Annotated in this window: 13 protein-coding genes; 7 read left to right on the forward strand and 6 right to left on the reverse strand. The window is 58.4% G+C overall.

The annotated features are described in order from the left end of the window. Nucleotides 1-27 precede the first annotated feature (27 nt). From EOS_RS23865 to EOS_RS23890, 6 genes are all read left to right on the forward strand, one after another. Complete coding sequence (locus tag EOS_RS23865; protein ID WP_047849302.1) at nt 28-849, forward strand: alpha/beta fold hydrolase; 822 nt, start codon at nt 28-30, stop codon at nt 847-849. Nucleotides 850-904: 55 nt separating this feature from the next. Then, nucleotides 905-1,546, forward strand: coding sequence for an HD domain-containing protein (locus EOS_RS23870; RefSeq protein ID WP_047849180.1), 642 nt, complete (start codon nt 905-907; stop codon nt 1,544-1,546). Between the two features lie 68 nt (nt 1,547-1,614). Next, nucleotides 1,615-1,872, forward strand: coding sequence for a DUF1427 family protein (locus EOS_RS45965; protein WP_047849181.1), 258 nt, complete (start codon nt 1,615-1,617; stop codon nt 1,870-1,872). Nucleotides 1,873-1,943: 71 nt separating this feature from the next. Then, nucleotides 1,944-2,900: a glyoxalase gene (locus tag EOS_RS23880; protein WP_047849182.1), complete on the forward strand. Its 957-nt coding sequence runs from the start codon at nt 1,944-1,946 to the stop codon at nt 2,898-2,900. Continuing rightward, the gene (locus EOS_RS23885) at nt 2,884-4,377 is read left to right on the forward strand and encodes an alginate export family protein (RefSeq protein WP_047849183.1); all 1,494 of its coding nucleotides are present in this window, start codon (nt 2,884-2,886) and stop codon (nt 4,375-4,377) included. The genes EOS_RS23880 and EOS_RS23885 overlap by 17 nt, the downstream gene beginning before the upstream one ends. A gap of 490 nt (nt 4,378-4,867) precedes the next feature. Then, the gene (locus EOS_RS23890; protein WP_047849184.1) at nt 4,868-7,744 is read left to right on the forward strand and encodes a winged helix-turn-helix domain-containing protein; all 2,877 of its coding nucleotides are present in this window, start codon (nt 4,868-4,870) and stop codon (nt 7,742-7,744) included. A 21-nt stretch (nt 7,745-7,765) separates the two neighbouring features. Here the strand turns inward: EOS_RS23890 and EOS_RS23895 are convergent, their stop codons facing one another. Together EOS_RS23895 and EOS_RS23900 are read right to left on the reverse strand one after the other, a co-directional pair. Then, nucleotides 7,766-8,686, reverse strand: a complete 921-nt coding sequence (locus tag EOS_RS23895) for a LysR substrate-binding domain-containing protein (protein ID WP_047849185.1) — start codon at nt 8,684-8,686, stop codon at nt 7,766-7,768. 227 nt (nt 8,687-8,913) lie between these two features. Beyond that, nucleotides 8,914-10,929, reverse strand: coding sequence for an alkaline phosphatase family protein (locus EOS_RS23900; protein ID WP_082163495.1), 2,016 nt, complete (start codon nt 10,927-10,929; stop codon nt 8,914-8,916). Nucleotides 10,930-11,329: 400 nt separating this feature from the next. Here EOS_RS23900 and EOS_RS23905 point away from each other — a divergent pair, with 400 nt between their 5' ends. Continuing rightward, nucleotides 11,330-12,541 carry an MFS transporter gene (locus EOS_RS23905; protein ID WP_047849186.1) on the forward strand — a complete coding sequence of 404 codons (1,212 nt, stop codon included), beginning with the start codon at nt 11,330-11,332 and terminating at the stop codon, nt 12,539-12,541. Nucleotides 12,542-12,575: 34 nt separating this feature from the next. Here EOS_RS23905 and EOS_RS23910 read toward each other — a convergent pair whose 3' ends face one another. From EOS_RS23910 to chrA, 4 genes are all read right to left on the reverse strand, one after another. Then, nucleotides 12,576-12,773, reverse strand: coding sequence for a DUF1289 domain-containing protein (locus EOS_RS23910; protein ID WP_047849187.1), 198 nt, complete (start codon nt 12,771-12,773; stop codon nt 12,576-12,578). 3 nt (nt 12,774-12,776) lie between these two features. Continuing rightward, nucleotides 12,777-14,048 (reverse strand): CDF family Co(II)/Ni(II) efflux transporter DmeF, encoded by a 1,272-nt coding sequence (gene dmeF, locus EOS_RS23915; protein ID WP_047849188.1) that lies wholly within the window; start codon nt 14,046-14,048, stop codon nt 12,777-12,779. 8 nt (nt 14,049-14,056) lie between these two features. Then, nucleotides 14,057-14,332, reverse strand: coding sequence for a metal/formaldehyde-sensitive transcriptional repressor (locus tag EOS_RS23920; RefSeq protein WP_047849189.1), 276 nt, complete (start codon nt 14,330-14,332; stop codon nt 14,057-14,059). A gap of 106 nt (nt 14,333-14,438) precedes the next feature. After that, nucleotides 14,439-15,656 (reverse strand): chromate efflux transporter, encoded by a 1,218-nt coding sequence (chrA, locus tag EOS_RS23925; protein ID WP_047849190.1) that lies wholly within the window; start codon nt 15,654-15,656, stop codon nt 14,439-14,441. Nucleotides 15,657-16,269 lie beyond the last annotated feature (613 nt).

A 16,269-nucleotide genomic window follows, 5' to 3' on the forward strand; every position in this document is an offset into this window, starting at 1 on the left:
ACACGCATTATTCAAGAGGTAAAACTCGTGACAACGCTCACCACTTCCGACGGCACCCAGCTCTATTACAAGGATTGGGGCTCCGGTCAACCGATCATCTTGATTCATGCCTGGCCGCTCAACGCCGACATGTGGGAATACCAGATGCATTTTCTGGCATCGAATGGTTATCGCGTGATCGCGTATGACCGCCGGGGCTTCGGCCGTTCGAGCCAGCCGTGGGGCGGCTACGACTACGACTCGTTTGCCGACGACCTGAACGAACTGATTGAGGCGCTTGAGCTTCGTGACGTCATTCTCGCCGGCTTCTCCATGGGCGGCGGCGAAGTCGCGCGTTATATCGGACGGCATGGTTCAAGGCGTATCGCCAAGGCCGCATTGATCAGCTCAGTCACGCCATTGATGATTCGACGCGACGATCACCCCGAAGGCGCGCCGCCAGAAATATTCGATGGAATTCGTGCAGGTATCCTGACCGATCGCTCTGATTTCCTCGATAAATTCGGTCCGCTCTTGACTGGTAGCAATCAGGAAGGATCCACGGTCAGCAAGCCGATGCTCGACTGGACCCTGGCGATGGGACTTCAGGCGGGTATCAAGGGAACGCTCGATTGCATCGCTGCTTTTTCGGAAACGGACTTTCGCCCGGACCTGAAAAAATTCGATGTGCCCACGCTCGTGATTCACGGTAGCGGCGACGCAGTCGTCAGCTTCGAGGTCACCGGCAAAGCGGCTGCTGCCCTGATTACAGGCGCGCAATTCAAGGTCTATGAAGGCGCGCCGCACGCGCTCTACTTCACTCATAAAGATCGTCTCAACGAAGACTTGCTCGCCTTCGCCAGATCGTAAAAAAGGCACCGGACGCACGGAAAAGCCATCTGGATGGTTTTTCAGGAGACAAACGATGAGTAAGACCGTCGCGGGAATTGCGGTGCCCGACAGCCCGATGGCTCGAGCGGCGACCGAGCTGGTTCGCGACGTCGAGTCGGAACTGTTGTTCCATCACTCATCGCGCGTGTTTCTCTTCGGTGCGCTGAGCGGTGAGCAAAAGGCACTGAGGTTCGATTCGGAGCTTCTGTATATAGGTGCGATGTTTCATGACATCGGATTGACCGACGCGCATCGTCACTCGCACGACCGGTTCGAAGTCGATGGCGCGAATGCGGCCCGGCAATTCCTTCGCGGCTACTGCATCGCCGAGCAGGATATTGCGGATGTGTGGGACGCCATCGCGCTTCATACGACGCCGGGCATCGCGCAGCATAAGCAGCCGGTTGTGGCGCTGGTGACGAGGGGCGTGGAGGTGGATGTGCTCGGTCTGCACTTCGACGAGTTCACCGCGCAGCAGCGCGAGGAAGTCGTGAAAGCGCATCCGCGAGAGGAGGGGTTCAAGAGAAAGATCATCGAGTGTTTCGGGTTGGGCATGGCGCATCGGCCGGCATCGACATACGGAACCGTTCACGCCGATGTCATGGACCGCGTCGACCCGAAGTATCGGCGGCTTAATTATTGCGGGCTCATCCTGGGCTCGGACTGGCCGGATTAGCAAGAGAGACGGTCATTGTTATCACAAGGCGGCTGCTCGCAAGCCGCTTGCAAACTACAGGCACGATCATGTCTTATTTGATTTCATTGGGCGTCGGGTTCGCAGTTGGCCTGGTTTACTGGTTGTTGAAAGTCCAGTCGCCCGCACCGCCGCTCATAGCCCTTGCGGGTTTGCTCGGCATGGTGCTCGGTGAGCACACGATCCCGGTCGTCAAGGCGCAGTTCTTCACGACGGCATCGGCATCGGCCGCGCAAGCCACGCAGCCCGTTCAACTCGTGTCCGATAAACCCGGCGGCGATATTGCGGGTCGCAAAGAGACACAGTGATGCCTCCCGCATAGAGCCGCTTTCATTGCTTATCGGCGGCGCACAAGAGGTTTTTTATTTCAGGAAACGCAATGCCAAACCGATCACTTTCCCGCATCTTCCTGGCGACCAGTCTGGCCGCCGTTCTTCTTGGTAGCTTAAGCGCGGCGGAACCGGTGCTCGCTGCGGCGGAACTCGTCGAGTCGGCGAGCGACGTAAGCACGATCCGGGGCGCAACGCCGAATGTGGCGGTCGGATCGCAGTACGACACGACCCACGTCTATGTCGCATCGGAAAATCTAGATGCGTTCGTCAACAGTATCATTGCGACCTTTGGCGGCAAGGCATCGCAGCGAGCGGTCTTTACGGTGACGCCAACTCCAAGCAAAACCGCGTCGCAATATGTGCAGACGCCGGCGGGCATGCTGTCCGTATTCGGCTTCGAAACGCCGATCCCTTATCCGTTCGGCAGCGAGCGCACCGGGTACCTGGTAACCGACATCGACCAGGCGGTGAAGGCAGCGCGTGCTGCGGGCGCGGACGTGCTGGTGGATACGTTCAATGACCCCATCGGCAAGGACGCAGTGATCCAGTGGCCAGGCGGTCTCACCATGCAACTCTACTGGCATACGAGAGCGCCGGACTATGCGCCCTTGCATACGGTGCCGGACAACCGCGTGTACGTATCGCGATATGAGGCCAACAACTTTGTGCGTCGATGGCTGCATTTTTCGCACGGCAAGGTGGTCTCCGATAACCGTCATGCCGACGCTGGCGTGATTGGCCGCCCCGGCGAAACCGTGCGTGAGATTCGCATCAATTCAACGTTTGGCCGCATGCTGGTTTTCGTCACCGATGGCAAGCTGCCTTTCCCGTTCGGACGCGAGACGACCGGCTACGCAGTCGACGATCTTCCACAGACTCTGGAGAAGGCGCAGGCCTCGGGTGCGAAGGTGCTTTATCCCGCCTATAAGAGCTCGACGGGGCAGACAGCGATGGTCGAATTCCCCGGTGGATATATTGCTGAAATTCATGACGGCCAGCAATGAGGCAGCCGTGAAAACGACCGATCGAACAGCGCGGTGCAAGCGACTCCGGGCGTGGGCGTTGAGTACGGGATTGGCGATCTCTCTTCCCGTTTCAGCCGCCGAGACCGCTACTGGCGGCGCAGATGACACGAACGCGTCGGTCACGACCCCTACAGCCGCCGCATGTCAACGGCCCGAGATCAAGTTCAACAGATGGCAGGAGGACTGGTCGGTCCTCGCGAATCCGTGCGTCCCTAAAAAGCCGCTGGATTCGCTGAAATACATTCCGCTCTTCGGCAACCCTGAAGCGTATATCTCGTTGGGTGCGGTCATACGCGAACGCCTGGAGATCAACGACGCGCCGCTCTTCGGCACCGGCACGGGTCGCGACGATACGTATGTGTTGCAGCGTCTCGAAGTACATGCCGATGTCCACCTCGGCCCGCATGTCCAGTTTTTCACCCAGTTTGAAGATGCACGTCCATTCGGCAAGGACAGCGTTACGCCCGTCGATAAAAACCCGCTGGATCTGCGCCAGGCGTTCGTTGCTATTACCGAGCCGCTCGGTCCGGGTCAGGTCAAGTTTCGGGTCGGCCGCCAGGAGATGGCATTCGATTTGCAGCGGTTCATCTCCGTGCGTGACGGCCCGAACGTGCGACAGGCGTTCGACGCGGTCTGGGGCGACTATGAGACCGGTCCGTGGCGCTGGATAGCGTATGCGACCCAGCCGGTTCAGTATCGTGATGTCGATTCATTCGACGACGTGTCGAACCGCCACCTGACCTTCAGCGGTGTGCGCGTGGAGCGCCAGGGTGTCGGTCCCGGTGACCTGTCGGCGTATTACTCGCGCTACAACCGCACCAACGCGCGCTTTCTCGATGCCTCAGGCGATGAACATCGCGACGTCTTCGATGCTCGATACGCCGGCAATGTCCAGCCCTTCGACTGGGACGTCGAGGGCATGTATCAATCGGGTCATGTGGGCAACAGCACGATTGGCGCATGGGCGATCGGCTCGCTGGCCGGTTATACGTTGGCCGCACTACCATGGACGCCGCGAATTGGCATGCAGATCGATGCCGCTTCAGGCGACAAGCATCCCGGCGATGGCCGGGTCGGGACCTTCAATCCGCTGTTTCCCAACGGTTATTACTTCGCGCTGGCCGGCTACACCGGGTACTCGAACCTGATCCACATCAAGCCGTCGATCACGCTCAAGCCGAACAAGAAACTCACGCTGCTGGCTGCCGTCGGTCTTCAGTGGCGCGAGACGACCGCCGACGCAGTGTATGGACAAGCCTCAGCGGTCGTGCCGAATACGGCTGGACATGGCAACAGCTGGACGGGTTTCTACACGCAGGTGCGTGCCGATTGGCAAGTCGATGCCAACCTGGTCGCGTCCGTAGAAGCGGTGCATTTCCAGGTAGGCGACGCGATCCGCCAGGCTGGCGGAAGCAATGCCGATTACGTAGGCGTCGAAATGAAATTTGGCTGGTGAACGGCGCTTTTCAGGCAACCCGTTCGCAGCGGATGACTCGTGTCAGGCCCGGCCTAGCGGGTTGCTTCCAAAGCGAATCGACAACACCGCGTCAAAAGGCACCATTGCTCAAGCGTTTTCTCGAGTGCCAACTTAAATAGCTAACGTCATGGACAAGATGACTAAGCGGATTCAAAACTATTTTCGAGGGCTCGCGGCCGTATTAAGTCTTGATGACACGACTAGAACTAAGCATGCCTCTTCGAATAATCAACGCATTTATGTTCAAAATTTTTGGTGCTAATGTTCAAATCTATTGACGCATTAACATGGCGTCTAACTTAGACTATGGTCATAGATCAAACGATCAGCATTCGCGGAGGACGGATTCGTCTACCCAGGAGCCGGGCCACCATGCGCTCTTGATGGCGGCCCTGTCTGACGCGACGCGGGTTCCGGCCAGCAACCCGTGCATGATTCGCGCAACCCATTCTCTGGAGCCTTCCCGGTAATGATTCAGATCGGCGGACTTCGGGTGCATCTCGACAACAGGGAAATCTCGCGTGACGGAAAGCCTGTCAGGATCGGGAGTCGCGCGTTCGATATTCTCGAACTGCTGATCGCAGGTAACGGTGCGCTCGTCACCAAGAAGCAGATCCTTGATAGCGTGTGGCCAGACAGCGTGGTCGAAGAGAACAATCTGCAAGTGCATATGTCGGCCCTGCGCAAGCTTCTCGGCAACGAACGCGAACTGATCAAAACGGTTCCCGGCCGGGGGTATCGATTGGTTACCACGCAGTCGGCTTGCGAAGTGAATGCGGCTATAGCCGAAAGTTTCAGCGTCGACGTTCCCAATAATCTGCCCGCTTATTCGTCCACGCTGATCGGCCGCGACGAAGCCATTGCCGACATCTCCGCGGCGCTGCAGACAGCACGGCTCTTGACGCTCGTTGGCTCGGGCGGCATTGGCAAGACGCGGCTCAGCATAGAAGTGGCGCGCGGTTTGTCACGTCGATTTCCCGATGGTATCTACCTGGTGTCGCTGGCGTCCGCAACTGACGCCCAGTCCGTCATCGACCTGTTCTGCAAGGTGCTTGGCGTCAAGGCGACCAATGGCGGCGCTAGCCTTGCGAAAATTGCTGATGTACTTGGCGAACGCCGCGTACTGATCGTTCTGGACAATTGCGAGCATGTCCTGAAAGCCGCCGCGGAACTCGTCGAAACGATTCTCCAGGACAATGGCCAGACACATATCCTCGCCACTAGCCGCGAGGCGTTGCGCTTGCCACAGGAAAGCCAGTTCACCGTGGCAACGCTGCAATTCCCGACTCAATGCAGTCAGAGCCACGAGGTCTTGCAATGCAGCGCCGTCAAGCTCTTCATGGCGCGCGCCCGTGCAGTCGATCCGAATTTTTCGTCCGACGCGCAAAGCATCGCGTTGACCGGAACGGTATGCCGGCGGCTCGACGGGATCCCGCTTGCCATCGAACTAGCGGCGGCGCGGGCCGCCGTGCTGGGCATCCAGACGCTGGCCGCGCATCTGGACGACCGCTTCCGGATGCTGACCGGCGGCCACAGGACTGCGTTGCCACGCCATCAAACCTTGAAGGCGACGCTCGACTGGAGCTATGCGTTACTCGACGAAGACGAGAAGGTCATCTTGCGCCGGCTAGGTATCTTCGTGAACGGCTTCACGCTGTCGGGCGCCATCGCGGTCATGGGCGAAGACTGGTTGCAGGAAGGCAGGGTGATCGACGCGCTTAGCGGGCTGGCCGCCAAATCGCTGATCGTCTTCGACCACGATGTCTGCGAGCGGCGGTATTGGCTGCTCGAGACCACGCGTGCGTACGCGTTGCAGAAGCTCGATGACCACGGTGAATATCGGCTGGCCGCGCTGCATCACGTTCGTTACCTGTCAGGGCTTCTTGATCGCACCGATACGAACTGCGAGCGTGCAAGCGGGGAGTGGCCGGTGGCGTTGACCGACAAGCTCGACGATATCCGCGCCGGTCTGCGATGGGCTTTTTCGCCGAAAGGCGACAACGCGATAAGCGTCGAATTTGCGGCACGCGCCGTTTATTATTTTTTCGACGCGTCGCTTGTCGACGAGTGTTGCGAGTGGGCGCAACGCGGGTTGGCCGCACTCATTGCCAACCCGCGAACGAGCAGTTCGCTTGTCCATCAGCGGATGCGCCTTCTGGCTGCTTATGCCGCGGGACTGGTTTATATCAACGGTCCGGACAAGCGGACGCGCGACATCTGGTCGGAAGTCTTATCGACGGCGATCACGCTGGGGAATCGGGAGTATGAGGCGCGAGCGTTGTGGGGGTTGTGGAACGCAGCACAGTATTGCGGCGCAATTCGCGAGGCGACGGGGTTTGCGCAACGATTCCATGCACTTGCCGCCGACTTGGGGCATGCGACCAATACGATCCTCGGTGAGCGGTTGATTGGGATATCGAAGCATTATGCGGGATATCAGACGGAGGCCTTTGCTCACCTCAGCGAGATGCTAACGCGCTATGACCGCGCGCAACATCGGCTGGCGATGCTTGGGTCGTCGATCGATCACCGCGTCGTGACTCAGGCCACAATGGCGCGGATACTCTGGTTGCAGGGCGAGCGGGACACCGCGCTGGCGCTGTCGGAACAAGCGCTGTCGAGCGCGCGCGGTGAGGGTCATGACATGGCCGCGTGCTACGTGCTGGTCGAGTCTGCTATTCCGTTAGCGTTGCTCTCGGGCAAGCGCGAGCGTGCGAAGGTGGCGATCTCGTTGTTATCGGTGATTGCGAGCCGGGCCGGGCTCACGATCTGGCAGGTAAGCGCACGTTGTTATGACGCGTATCTATCGGCGGAAAGTGACGGAAGTCCGGCGCGCTTGCGTGAGTTTTGCAAGGCGCTACACGAACTGGAGAAGATCGGTCTCATGGCCCACGCCGGCATGCTTTACGGCGGTTACGCGATGGCTCTGGCTAAAGCGGGCCGTATTGCGGAAGGCCTTCAAGTGGTCGAGCGTGCGTTGGCCCATTGCGATGAAGTCGGCGAGCATTGGTACTGCGGCGAGCTTCGGCGGCTCCAGGGCGAATTGCTGCTCATGGAGCAAGAGTTTGGCAATGCCAAGGGCGACGCCCAGGCGTGCTTCAATGCGGCAATGGAAGAGGCGCTGCTGCAAGGATCGCGATCGTTCCAGTTGCGGGCAGCAACCAGCATTGCGAGCCTTTGGCAAGCGTCGGACCGGGCACGCGATATTGCCGATTTCTTGATGCCGGTCTGTTCGCAGATGTCGGAGGGGCTTGATTTCGATGACTACGACGTCGCGACTTCGTTGCTTAGCCAGGCCTCGGCAATTGAGCGCGACAGGGATGAGTCTAATTGCGAGTCTGTTTAAGCACTCGCACGAAGAGATTAATCAACTGCGTAAGAGCAGCTGCTGCGCGAGCTTGACGATCAGGTCGGGATGATCAAGTTGTTCGACCCACCAGCGTAGCGCGCTCCCCGCTTCGTCCTTGCGCCATGCGAGATAGAACTGCGTCACTTCGCGCATTCCTGTGACCTTTTTCCTGATCAGCTTGCCCCGGTTGATCGCCCCTGCAGCCAGGCACTCGGGAATGGTGCCGGCCGCGATGCCACGCAGTTGAGCGGTCAGTTTCGCGTCGAGCGTGGGAACGGTCAGCACTTCCTGATCCGGTGCAATGGCAATGCTACGCCGCGAGAGTTCTCTCGATGTATCACCAATCGCCACCGCCCTGTATTGCGCCACGGTTTCAAGGCTGAGGGGTTCCGGCATGGAGGCGAGCGGGTGGTTAGGTTCAACCACGAAAACATGGTGCAAGGACCCAATGGGCTTGGCGATCAGATTGGGGATATGTGGTGGATCGCCTGCTGCTCCAACAATCAGGTCCGCGCGGCGAGTGATCAATGCATCCCATGAGCCGCCTAGTACCTCCTTGGTCAGAAACAGCTTGGTATCCATATGCAGATCGTAGAATCCACTTACATGATCCCATAGAAAATCGAAGGGAATGATCTCGTCGATCCCCACGCGCAGTTCAGCTTCCCAGCCTTGTTGAATGCGTTTAGCCTTGCGTTCCAGATCGTCTGCTGCGCGCAACAGACGCCGGCCCTCTTCGACTACCACGCGCCCTGTATGCGTCAGTTGCGCACGGCGGTTGGTGCGATCGAACAATTCGACCCCAAGGTCTTCTTCGAGTTTTTGTACTAAGTAGGTAAGCGCCGAGGGTACGCGATGAAGCGTCTCGGCGGCTTTAGCAAAGGTGCCGGTCCTGTCCACCGCGTCGAGTACTTGCAGGACTTCAAAGGAGAGCTTCATGAGATCGATTCCTGCCGCAAGCTGAATACGAAAGGCCTCATGTTAGCCGACGCGCGCCTCTTCTAGTTATGTTCAATTTTCGCGCGGTCGATCTGAGCGAACGAACAATGGGAGCAAGCGGTGGCGTGGGCTGGGAGGTCTACACAAAAAAGTGGGCGTAGCGCGATATAAAATCGCGCTACGCCCACTCAGTTTTTGCGTTTCTGCTTAGCGAATCCTATGGCTTGTTAGAACGGCCACATGCCGAAACCACCGCGCTGTCCCTGGTCGCCACCCTGATTGTGATCATGATCGCCGTCGGTATCGAAGCGGAACGAACTGAACAGGTCGCCAATGGCCGGTTGATTCGTGGGCACGTACGGATTGGACGCGAGTTGAACCGGGTTCGGCAGGTTATCGCGGCTTCGATCCGTGATCGGGTTCAGGCGCCAGTTACGTTCGATGAATTTTACGATCGAGGCGTGATCCGAGTAGTCGTGAATCACGCGGCCACCTCGCGAAAACGGCGACACTACGATCATCGGAATGCGCGGGCCATCGCCGAAGAAATCGACCGGCTGGATATAGCCGGAATCGTAGTAACCACCCCCTTCATCGGTCGTGACAAAGATCGCCGTCGATGCCCAAAGCTTGGGATTCTGCTGCACCGTATCGATCAGCTTGTGAACGAATCCTTCGTAAAGACCGAACTTCGAAGACTCAGGATGGCCATCCAGTAATCCACCCGGTTTGACGAACGATACCGCCGGCAATGTGCCGTTGGCGATGTCCGTGTAGAGATCGCTTGTATCCTGCAAGTGCGCCTTCACGATCGCCGGATTCTTCATGATGTTCGTTTCATACAGGAACGGATTGCAGATGTTGCAATACACGCTCGTGGGCGACTTGGCGACAAAGGTGTTCCATCCTTCGCCGTAGTATTTCCAGGAGACGTTCTTCTCAAGCAGGGTGTCGCCGATCGTGCGCACGGGCGAAGGCGGAATGGTAAAGGTACTGGTATTGACCGAGCCGTCGCCGTTGTACCCAGGGTTGTAGTTATTCAGCAGGTAGTAGGTGTTGGCCGCGCAATTCGCCTTGGGGTGGTAGGACAGATTGTCGAGGTAATGCCGTACTGCGCCAACGCCAGGCTGATTGACATCCGAGCAATTGCTGTACGTCCCGCCCGAATAACCGTCCTGCGTATACCAGTTGTTAGTGCCCGCTTGCGGGTGCGGGTTTTCAATCTCGTTAGCAGGCGGTGTTGCCACATTGCCGTTGGCATCGGTGTAGTAGAGCGCGTCTGCCGTTCCGACCATGATGCTGTTGGCACCCGTGCCGCCCATCACCGGCTGGTGATAGTTGTCGCTGATCGTGTAGTGGCGGGCGAGCTCGTTGAAGTAGGGCATGTCGCCCGTATTGACGTTGTAATAGCCCAGCGCGGTAGAGCCTTCACCGGTCGTCTCGTCCGTGAAGTTCGCGGGCCGCGCTTTGCCGTTCGAACCAGCGCCCACCGACGTTTCAACCCACGCGAACAGGTCCATCTTGCAGCCGCTGGGATTCTCTGCGGTCGCGTGCGAAACGCTGCAATCGGACTGTTGCCAGTTCTGATAGAAGCGGTGAACGGGGCTGTTAATGTATTGGTCGTAGTCGGGGCCGACCCGCGAAATCTGGTAAGGGCCGTTCGGCAAGTTGTAGGTATTCGCGCCAAAGCGCGTGTCCACGACTTGCTGCGGCAGACCGCTTGCACCGGTAGTCAGGTGTATCACGTCCTGCGCTTCCAGCACGGCGCCTTCAGCTGCCTGTGCGGCGGCTAGCGTGGCGAACGGCGGCGGGTTCGTATCGCTTGCGGACGTCGTCGTGAAGCCCGTGTTCGGCGCCGGCAGAACGGTATAGGGTTTCTTCGATCCGGGACTCATCTCGAACCGACTGGTATTGGTCGCGCTTGCGGTGTTTTGCGCGGCGAGCGAAAAGTTCGGACCTGGCTTGCCATCCGCCGTGATGATGCCCTTGGAAAGCAGGTTCGAAACAAACTGTCCGTTGCGCGGCTTATAGGCGCCGAATACGTGATCGAAAGTGCGGTTCTCACCGACGATGACGATCACATGCTTGATCGGCGATGCAGTCAACGTTGACGCATCAGGGGTCTGGGACTGGCTTTCCGCAAGCGATGGAAAAATCACGCCCGCTATGGTCAGAGCAAAGGCACTGCCGAGAAGACAGCTTCGTACCACCGGTTTTGCCAACTGCTGGCTCATTCGTTGCATGGAACTCTCCTGAACATAAAACGGTTGCGAGGGCTCGCGATGTCTTACGCAATCTCCTCGTGTCTTACCGCGCATTACACGGAGAGAACTTAGAGAGATCCAATGACGGATTGAGGACGCGGACAAGTCGCGCGCGTGCTATTCATGTGACCCGGCTGACGAATGAATTTGTAATATCTTTCATTAAGCAAACTTTCGAGGTTCACCTCGCGCGACCGGCGAGGAGCCGACAAATCAGTTTTTCTGAATTGAATCGCCGGCATTTCGCATTGAGCGCCTGGGGTGAGAAACCTGGAAGGAATCACATCCAACAAGCCAAGGAGTTCAGTGATGGAAGCCGCACAAGGCACAACGTGTGACCGTGCCACTATAGACACCGACACTCCCAGACCCGAGAACGATGCAGACCAATTCCACACCTGGCACTGGCACGCTTAAGCAAATCCCCCGTGGCATCTGGATGCTCGGTTTCGTCAGTATGTTCATGGACATATCGTCGGAAATCATTCACAGCTTGTTGCCCATGTTCCTGGTAACAAGCCTGGGTGCGAGCGCGATGATGGTGGGCCTGATTGAGGGTGTCGCGGAGGCGACGACGCCCCTCGTGAAAATTTTCTCCGGCGCTCTTAGCGACTACCTTCGCAACCGGAAATGGCTTGCTGTCATCGGTTATGGCATGGGTGCGTTGAGCAAGCCCTTGTTCGCGCTCGCACCTACGGCCGGCATTGTGCTGACGGCGCGTGTCGCGGACCGAATTGGCAAAGGCGTGAGGGGTGCGCCGCGCGATGCGCTTGTGGCAGATATCACGCCACCCCATCTTCGAGGCGCCGCGTACGGCTTACGGCAGGCGCTCGACACAGTCGGTGCATTTCTTGGGCCGTTGCTTGCCGTCGTACTGATGCTGCTATGGGCGGATAACTTTCGTCTCGTGTTCTGGGTCGCTGTCATTCCCGGCCTTATCGCCGTTGCCCTGCTGATATTCGGCATCAAGGAGCCGGAGCACCGTACGACCGCGAAGCGCGTCAATCCGCTGAGGCTCGACAACCTGAAGAAGTTGACTCGCCAATACTGGTGGGTGGTGTTCATCGGCGCGGTGTTCACGCTTGCACGGTTCAGCGAGGCCTTCCTCGTCCTGCGGGCGATGCAAGGCGGCATCCCGATAGCCCTCGTACCGCTCGTCATGGTGGCGATGAACCTTGTGTATTCGATATCGGCCTATCCCTTTGGAAAACTGGCCGACTCCATGAGCCATACCAGACTGCTCGCCATCGGTCTCGTGGTGCTTATCGCGGCGGATCTCGTGCTTGCGCATGGAAACCATTGGTCGGTCGTATTGCTGGGTGTTGCGCTATGGGGATTGCACATGGGGCTGACGCAAGGTCTTCTCGCAACCATGGTCGCGCATACCGCGCCCACGGACCTGAAAGGCACCGCGTTCGGCTTCTTCAACCTGATGAGCGGCGTGGCGATGTTGATTACAAGCGTCGTCGCAGGCGAGCTCTGGGACCGCATGGGGGCTGCGGCAACTTTCTACGCCGGTGCGGGGTTTTGCTTGCTGACGCTGTGTGTCCTGGCTATTGGCCGAGGGGTGCAGGGAAAGAGCGCCGCCTGAGCGGCGCATTGGACGACGATTCTGCAACCTGGCTTCAATCCGGCGCCAACTCCGGAGATTCACGCTGCAGTTTGGCTTGTCGCCGCGACCGGTCGTTTATCACCTGATGGCGTCGATGATCAGTCATCTTCTTCCATCCGCGAATTTCGTCGAGAGTACGGAAGCACCCGACGCACATCTTGGTCTTGCCATCGAATGCGCACACATCGATGCAAGGCGACTTGACCGCCACGGGTCAGGCCACCGAGTGAGCGGGTTGCACTTCAACGGTGACATGCGACAGGCCCTTGAAGCGCTTAAGCGCCGCATGATAAAAGCGCGAGTCATGCTGCGACTCGTTGGTTGCAACCGACACCACCGCGCTCATATGGCCAGGCCCCACGCGCCACACGTGCAGGTCGACAACCTTGTCGCCACGGTCCTCGATAGCATGACGAACATTCTCCGCCATACGCCGGTCGGAGCTCATGTCGAGCAGGATCGCGCCAGTGTCCCGCATCAAGCCGTAAGACCAGTTTGCAATCACCAGCGCACCGATGACGCCAGCGAGCGGGTCCATCCAAAGCCAGCCAAACGCGCGTGCGAGTACGAGGCCGATGATAGCCAGCACAGAGACCGCCGCATCCGCTATCACGTGGATGTACGCGGACCGGATGTTGTGGTCGCGAGTCGCTGCGTCATGCGCGTCAGCGTGGTGCTCATGTTCTTCGAACTCGATTTCGTGCTCGCCATCCGCTAGCCGAACGATGGCTTTGAATGCGTGCGGCTCAGGAATGTCTTGCATCGATTCCAGATAGCCGCCACGGTTCGCCAGTTCGAATACCTGCCGGGCACCGTCTGGCCGGATAGTCGTGACGGACGCGGTCGAGGCGTCCAGCCGTGAATCCCCGGTGGCCGGCGTAATCCGGAAAACTGGCGGTACGCCGTCCTCAAAGATGGAAACGGCGAACACACCGGCGGGAGCAAATATCTTTTGAGCCTCATCTTCATGAGCGTGGCCGTCATGTTCATCGCCGTGGCTATGTCCATGACTGTGCCCGTGAGACCCACCGCTCAAAAGCCACACGCTCGCAATGTTGACCAACAGGCCGAGCACGGCGATAGGAATCGCTTCGCCGAAATGGATGGGTACCGGGGAAAGAAAGCGGGAAATAGCCTCGTAACCGATCAGCAGTGCAATCATGGCCAGCACGATGGCGCTCGTGAATCCCGCCAGATCGCCAAGCTTGCCCGTGCCGAACACGAAACGGGAGTCGCTCGCATGCTTGCGTGCATAGGTATAAGCCAGTGCTGCAATCAGCATGGCGCCCGCGTGAGTCGACATGTGCAGGCCGTCGGCGACGAGTGCCAAAGACCCGAACAGACTCCCGCCGACGATCTCGAGAAGCATCATTGCGCTGCATAAGCCGATGACAGCCCAGGTTTTGCGCTCGTTGCTTTCATGGCCGGCACCAAGAAAGATGTGGTCGTGTCCAGCGCCGAAGGCGGCGTTTGTGAAATCACTCATGTTTGGCTCTACTTGAAATAACTGTGGACGACTTCGATGAGCTGCTCGGTCGCGCTGCCGGCCGGATCTTCGTCAGTGTCGGTATCGACGAGGTGATTCCGGATGTGGTCCTCGAGCACTACGGCGAGCAGCCCATTCATCGCTCCCCGGCAACTTGTTATCCGCTGCAGGACATCTGAACAGCCGTGCTCCTCGTCGAGTGCACGCTCGATGGCTTCAACCTGGCCCTTGATGCGGCGAACCCTGTTGAGAAGCTTTTGTTTTTCCTGAATCGTGTGGCTCATGTCGTTTCCCTTTATACCCAGGGGGAGTATATCTCGTTTATTAAATCTATATAGGGGAGAGGGGTATTGCGGTTTGCCACCTGAGCGAACGCGTTAAGAAGGGTGTTCAGAACACAATGAACGTCAACCCGGCGGTCAGAATCACGACCGCCCACGACGGCATGCGCCACCAGGTCAAAAGCAATAAGGCAAGGACCGCGAGCGCGAAGTCATTTGCTCCATGCACCGCGCTGATCCATACGGGGTCATACAGCGCAGCGAGCAAGATGCCGACTACCGCGGCATTGATTCCGGCCATCGCCCGGCGCATTGACGTAAAGGCCCGAAGCGTGCCCCATAGCGGCAGAGCTGCTCCAACCAGCAAGAAAGAGGGCAGGAAGATAGCGACCGTCGCCAGCGCCGCACCGACGGGCCCGGATGGCGTTCCCTTCCCAACAGCACCCAGAAACGCCGCGAAGGTAAAGAGCGGGCCCGGGATGGCCTGCGCAGCGCCATAGCCGACCAGGAATTCGTTCGTCGATACCCAGCCGCGTGGCACTACGACCGCCTGCAATAACGGCAGGACCACGTGGCCGCCGCCGAAAACTAGTGAACCCACCCGGAAGAAGCCGGAAAACAGTTCAAGCGCGTAGCTAGGGAATAGCGCCGACAGGACTGGCAGTCCAAACAACAAGACCAAAAAAGCCACGATGCACACGCCGGCCTCTGCTCTTGTCCCGGGCATGCCGAGGGGTGCATCGGGCACCTCGGTCGAGATTTTCAGCAGCACGGCACCGCTCAATCCCGCTAGAAGAATTGCAACGATCTGCCCATACGTTGCGCCCAGAGCCACTACGAGGGCGGTTGAAACGACTGCTATCGACGCTCGCGTCTTGTCGGGGCAAAGTGCTCTCCCCATCGACCACACCGCTTGGGCAACTACTGCAACGGCGGCCAGTTTGAGGCCGTGCAAGAGGCGCCCGGAAAACGCGGTATCAAGATGCGCATAACCGTAGGCGAACGCGACCAGCAGGACGACCGACGGAAGCGTGAAACCGAACCATGCAGCGAGTGCGCCTCGCACCCCTCCGCGCATCCGCCCGATGGCTATTCCCACCTGGCTGCTTCCCGGGCCCGGAAGGAACTGGCATAACGCGACGATATCGCTGTAGGTATGCTCGTCGAGCCATCCGCGCCGCTTGACGAATTCGTCGCGGAAATATCCAAGATGAGCGGCCGGTCCGCCAAACGATGTGAGGCCTAGTCTGAGAAAAATCAGAAACAAGGTCCACGACGACGTTCGAGTTGACGCCTTAGCTGAGAGGTCAGGAAGCAATTTATCCATCGAGCTTCGTTCTAAGCTGAAATGTTGCGATTAAAGTGAGGTGGGCTCATGCTCCAACTACCAGGCCCCGGAAGTAAAACATCCATTTATGTCCTTCAGACGATGGATATCACCACGGTCTGTTGCAAGACATTGCGCTTGGCCATGTTAATGGGTATGCCCAGGGTCCGTCTGACGAGTCAATAGAAAAACAGAATTGTCCCGGCTTGCTGCGCCTGGAACCTTGTCCGGTAAGTTGGATTACGTGCGGGCGATGACGCTAACCGCGTGCCCGAACGCTGATTGCGTTCTGTTTGAGTTTCTGATATCGGTCGACCATGTAAATCGAGCGGCTCAATAGCGCGTCAGCGCTGCTGAAAGCTTGTATCAAACTTCAATTCCTGGAGTTGGAAAATGCCACACCGCAGAGGCACGCCTGTATTTGAACGCTTAGGCGGGAACGGTTCGAATTACTAACTTGCCGGCGGATGCCAACGTCACTCTTCAAGGCTCAAACGTGTCATGAAGTTCGTTGAACTCGCTCGTGGCGCCCAGAAACCGAGAGCTCTGCTCTTGCTACCGCATACATGGCAGTCGCACGCAAGCTGGGTTTGACGATGGGCATCGACATTGC

This window comes from Caballeronia mineralivorans PML1(12), from assembly GCF_001028175.1.
In the GTDB taxonomy this organism is placed as follows: Bacteria; Pseudomonadota; Gammaproteobacteria; order Burkholderiales; family Burkholderiaceae; genus Caballeronia; species Caballeronia mineralivorans.

Excerpts from the sequence above, each read along its gene's own strand:
- EOS_RS23870 (WP_047849180.1), top strand. The coding sequence starts at position 905 with ATGAGTAAGACCGTCGCGGGAATTGCGGTGCCCGACAGCCCGATGGCT.
- EOS_RS45965 (WP_047849181.1), top strand. The coding sequence starts at position 1,615 with ATGTCTTATTTGATTTCATTGGGCGTCGGGTTCGCAGTTGGCCTGGTT.
- EOS_RS23880 (WP_047849182.1), top strand. The coding sequence starts at position 1,944 with ATGCCAAACCGATCACTTTCCCGCATCTTCCTGGCGACCAGTCTGGCC.
- EOS_RS23885 (WP_047849183.1), top strand. The coding sequence starts at position 2,884 with ATGACGGCCAGCAATGAGGCAGCCGTGAAAACGACCGATCGAACAGCG.
- EOS_RS23890 (WP_047849184.1), top strand. The coding sequence starts at position 4,868 with ATGATTCAGATCGGCGGACTTCGGGTGCATCTCGACAACAGGGAAATC.
- EOS_RS23895 (WP_047849185.1), bottom strand. The coding sequence starts at position 8,686 with ATGAAGCTCTCCTTTGAAGTCCTGCAAGTACTCGACGCGGTGGACAGG.
- EOS_RS23900 (WP_082163495.1), bottom strand. The coding sequence starts at position 10,929 with ATGCAACGAATGAGCCAGCAGTTGGCAAAACCGGTGGTACGAAGCTGT.
- EOS_RS23905 (WP_047849186.1), top strand. The coding sequence starts at position 11,330 with ATGCAGACCAATTCCACACCTGGCACTGGCACGCTTAAGCAAATCCCC.
- dmeF (WP_047849188.1), bottom strand. The coding sequence starts at position 14,048 with ATGAGTGATTTCACAAACGCCGCCTTCGGCGCTGGACACGACCACATC.
- EOS_RS23920 (WP_047849189.1), bottom strand. The coding sequence starts at position 14,332 with ATGAGCCACACGATTCAGGAAAAACAAAAGCTTCTCAACAGGGTTCGC.
- chrA (WP_047849190.1), bottom strand. The coding sequence starts at position 15,656 with ATGGATAAATTGCTTCCTGACCTCTCAGCTAAGGCGTCAACTCGAACG.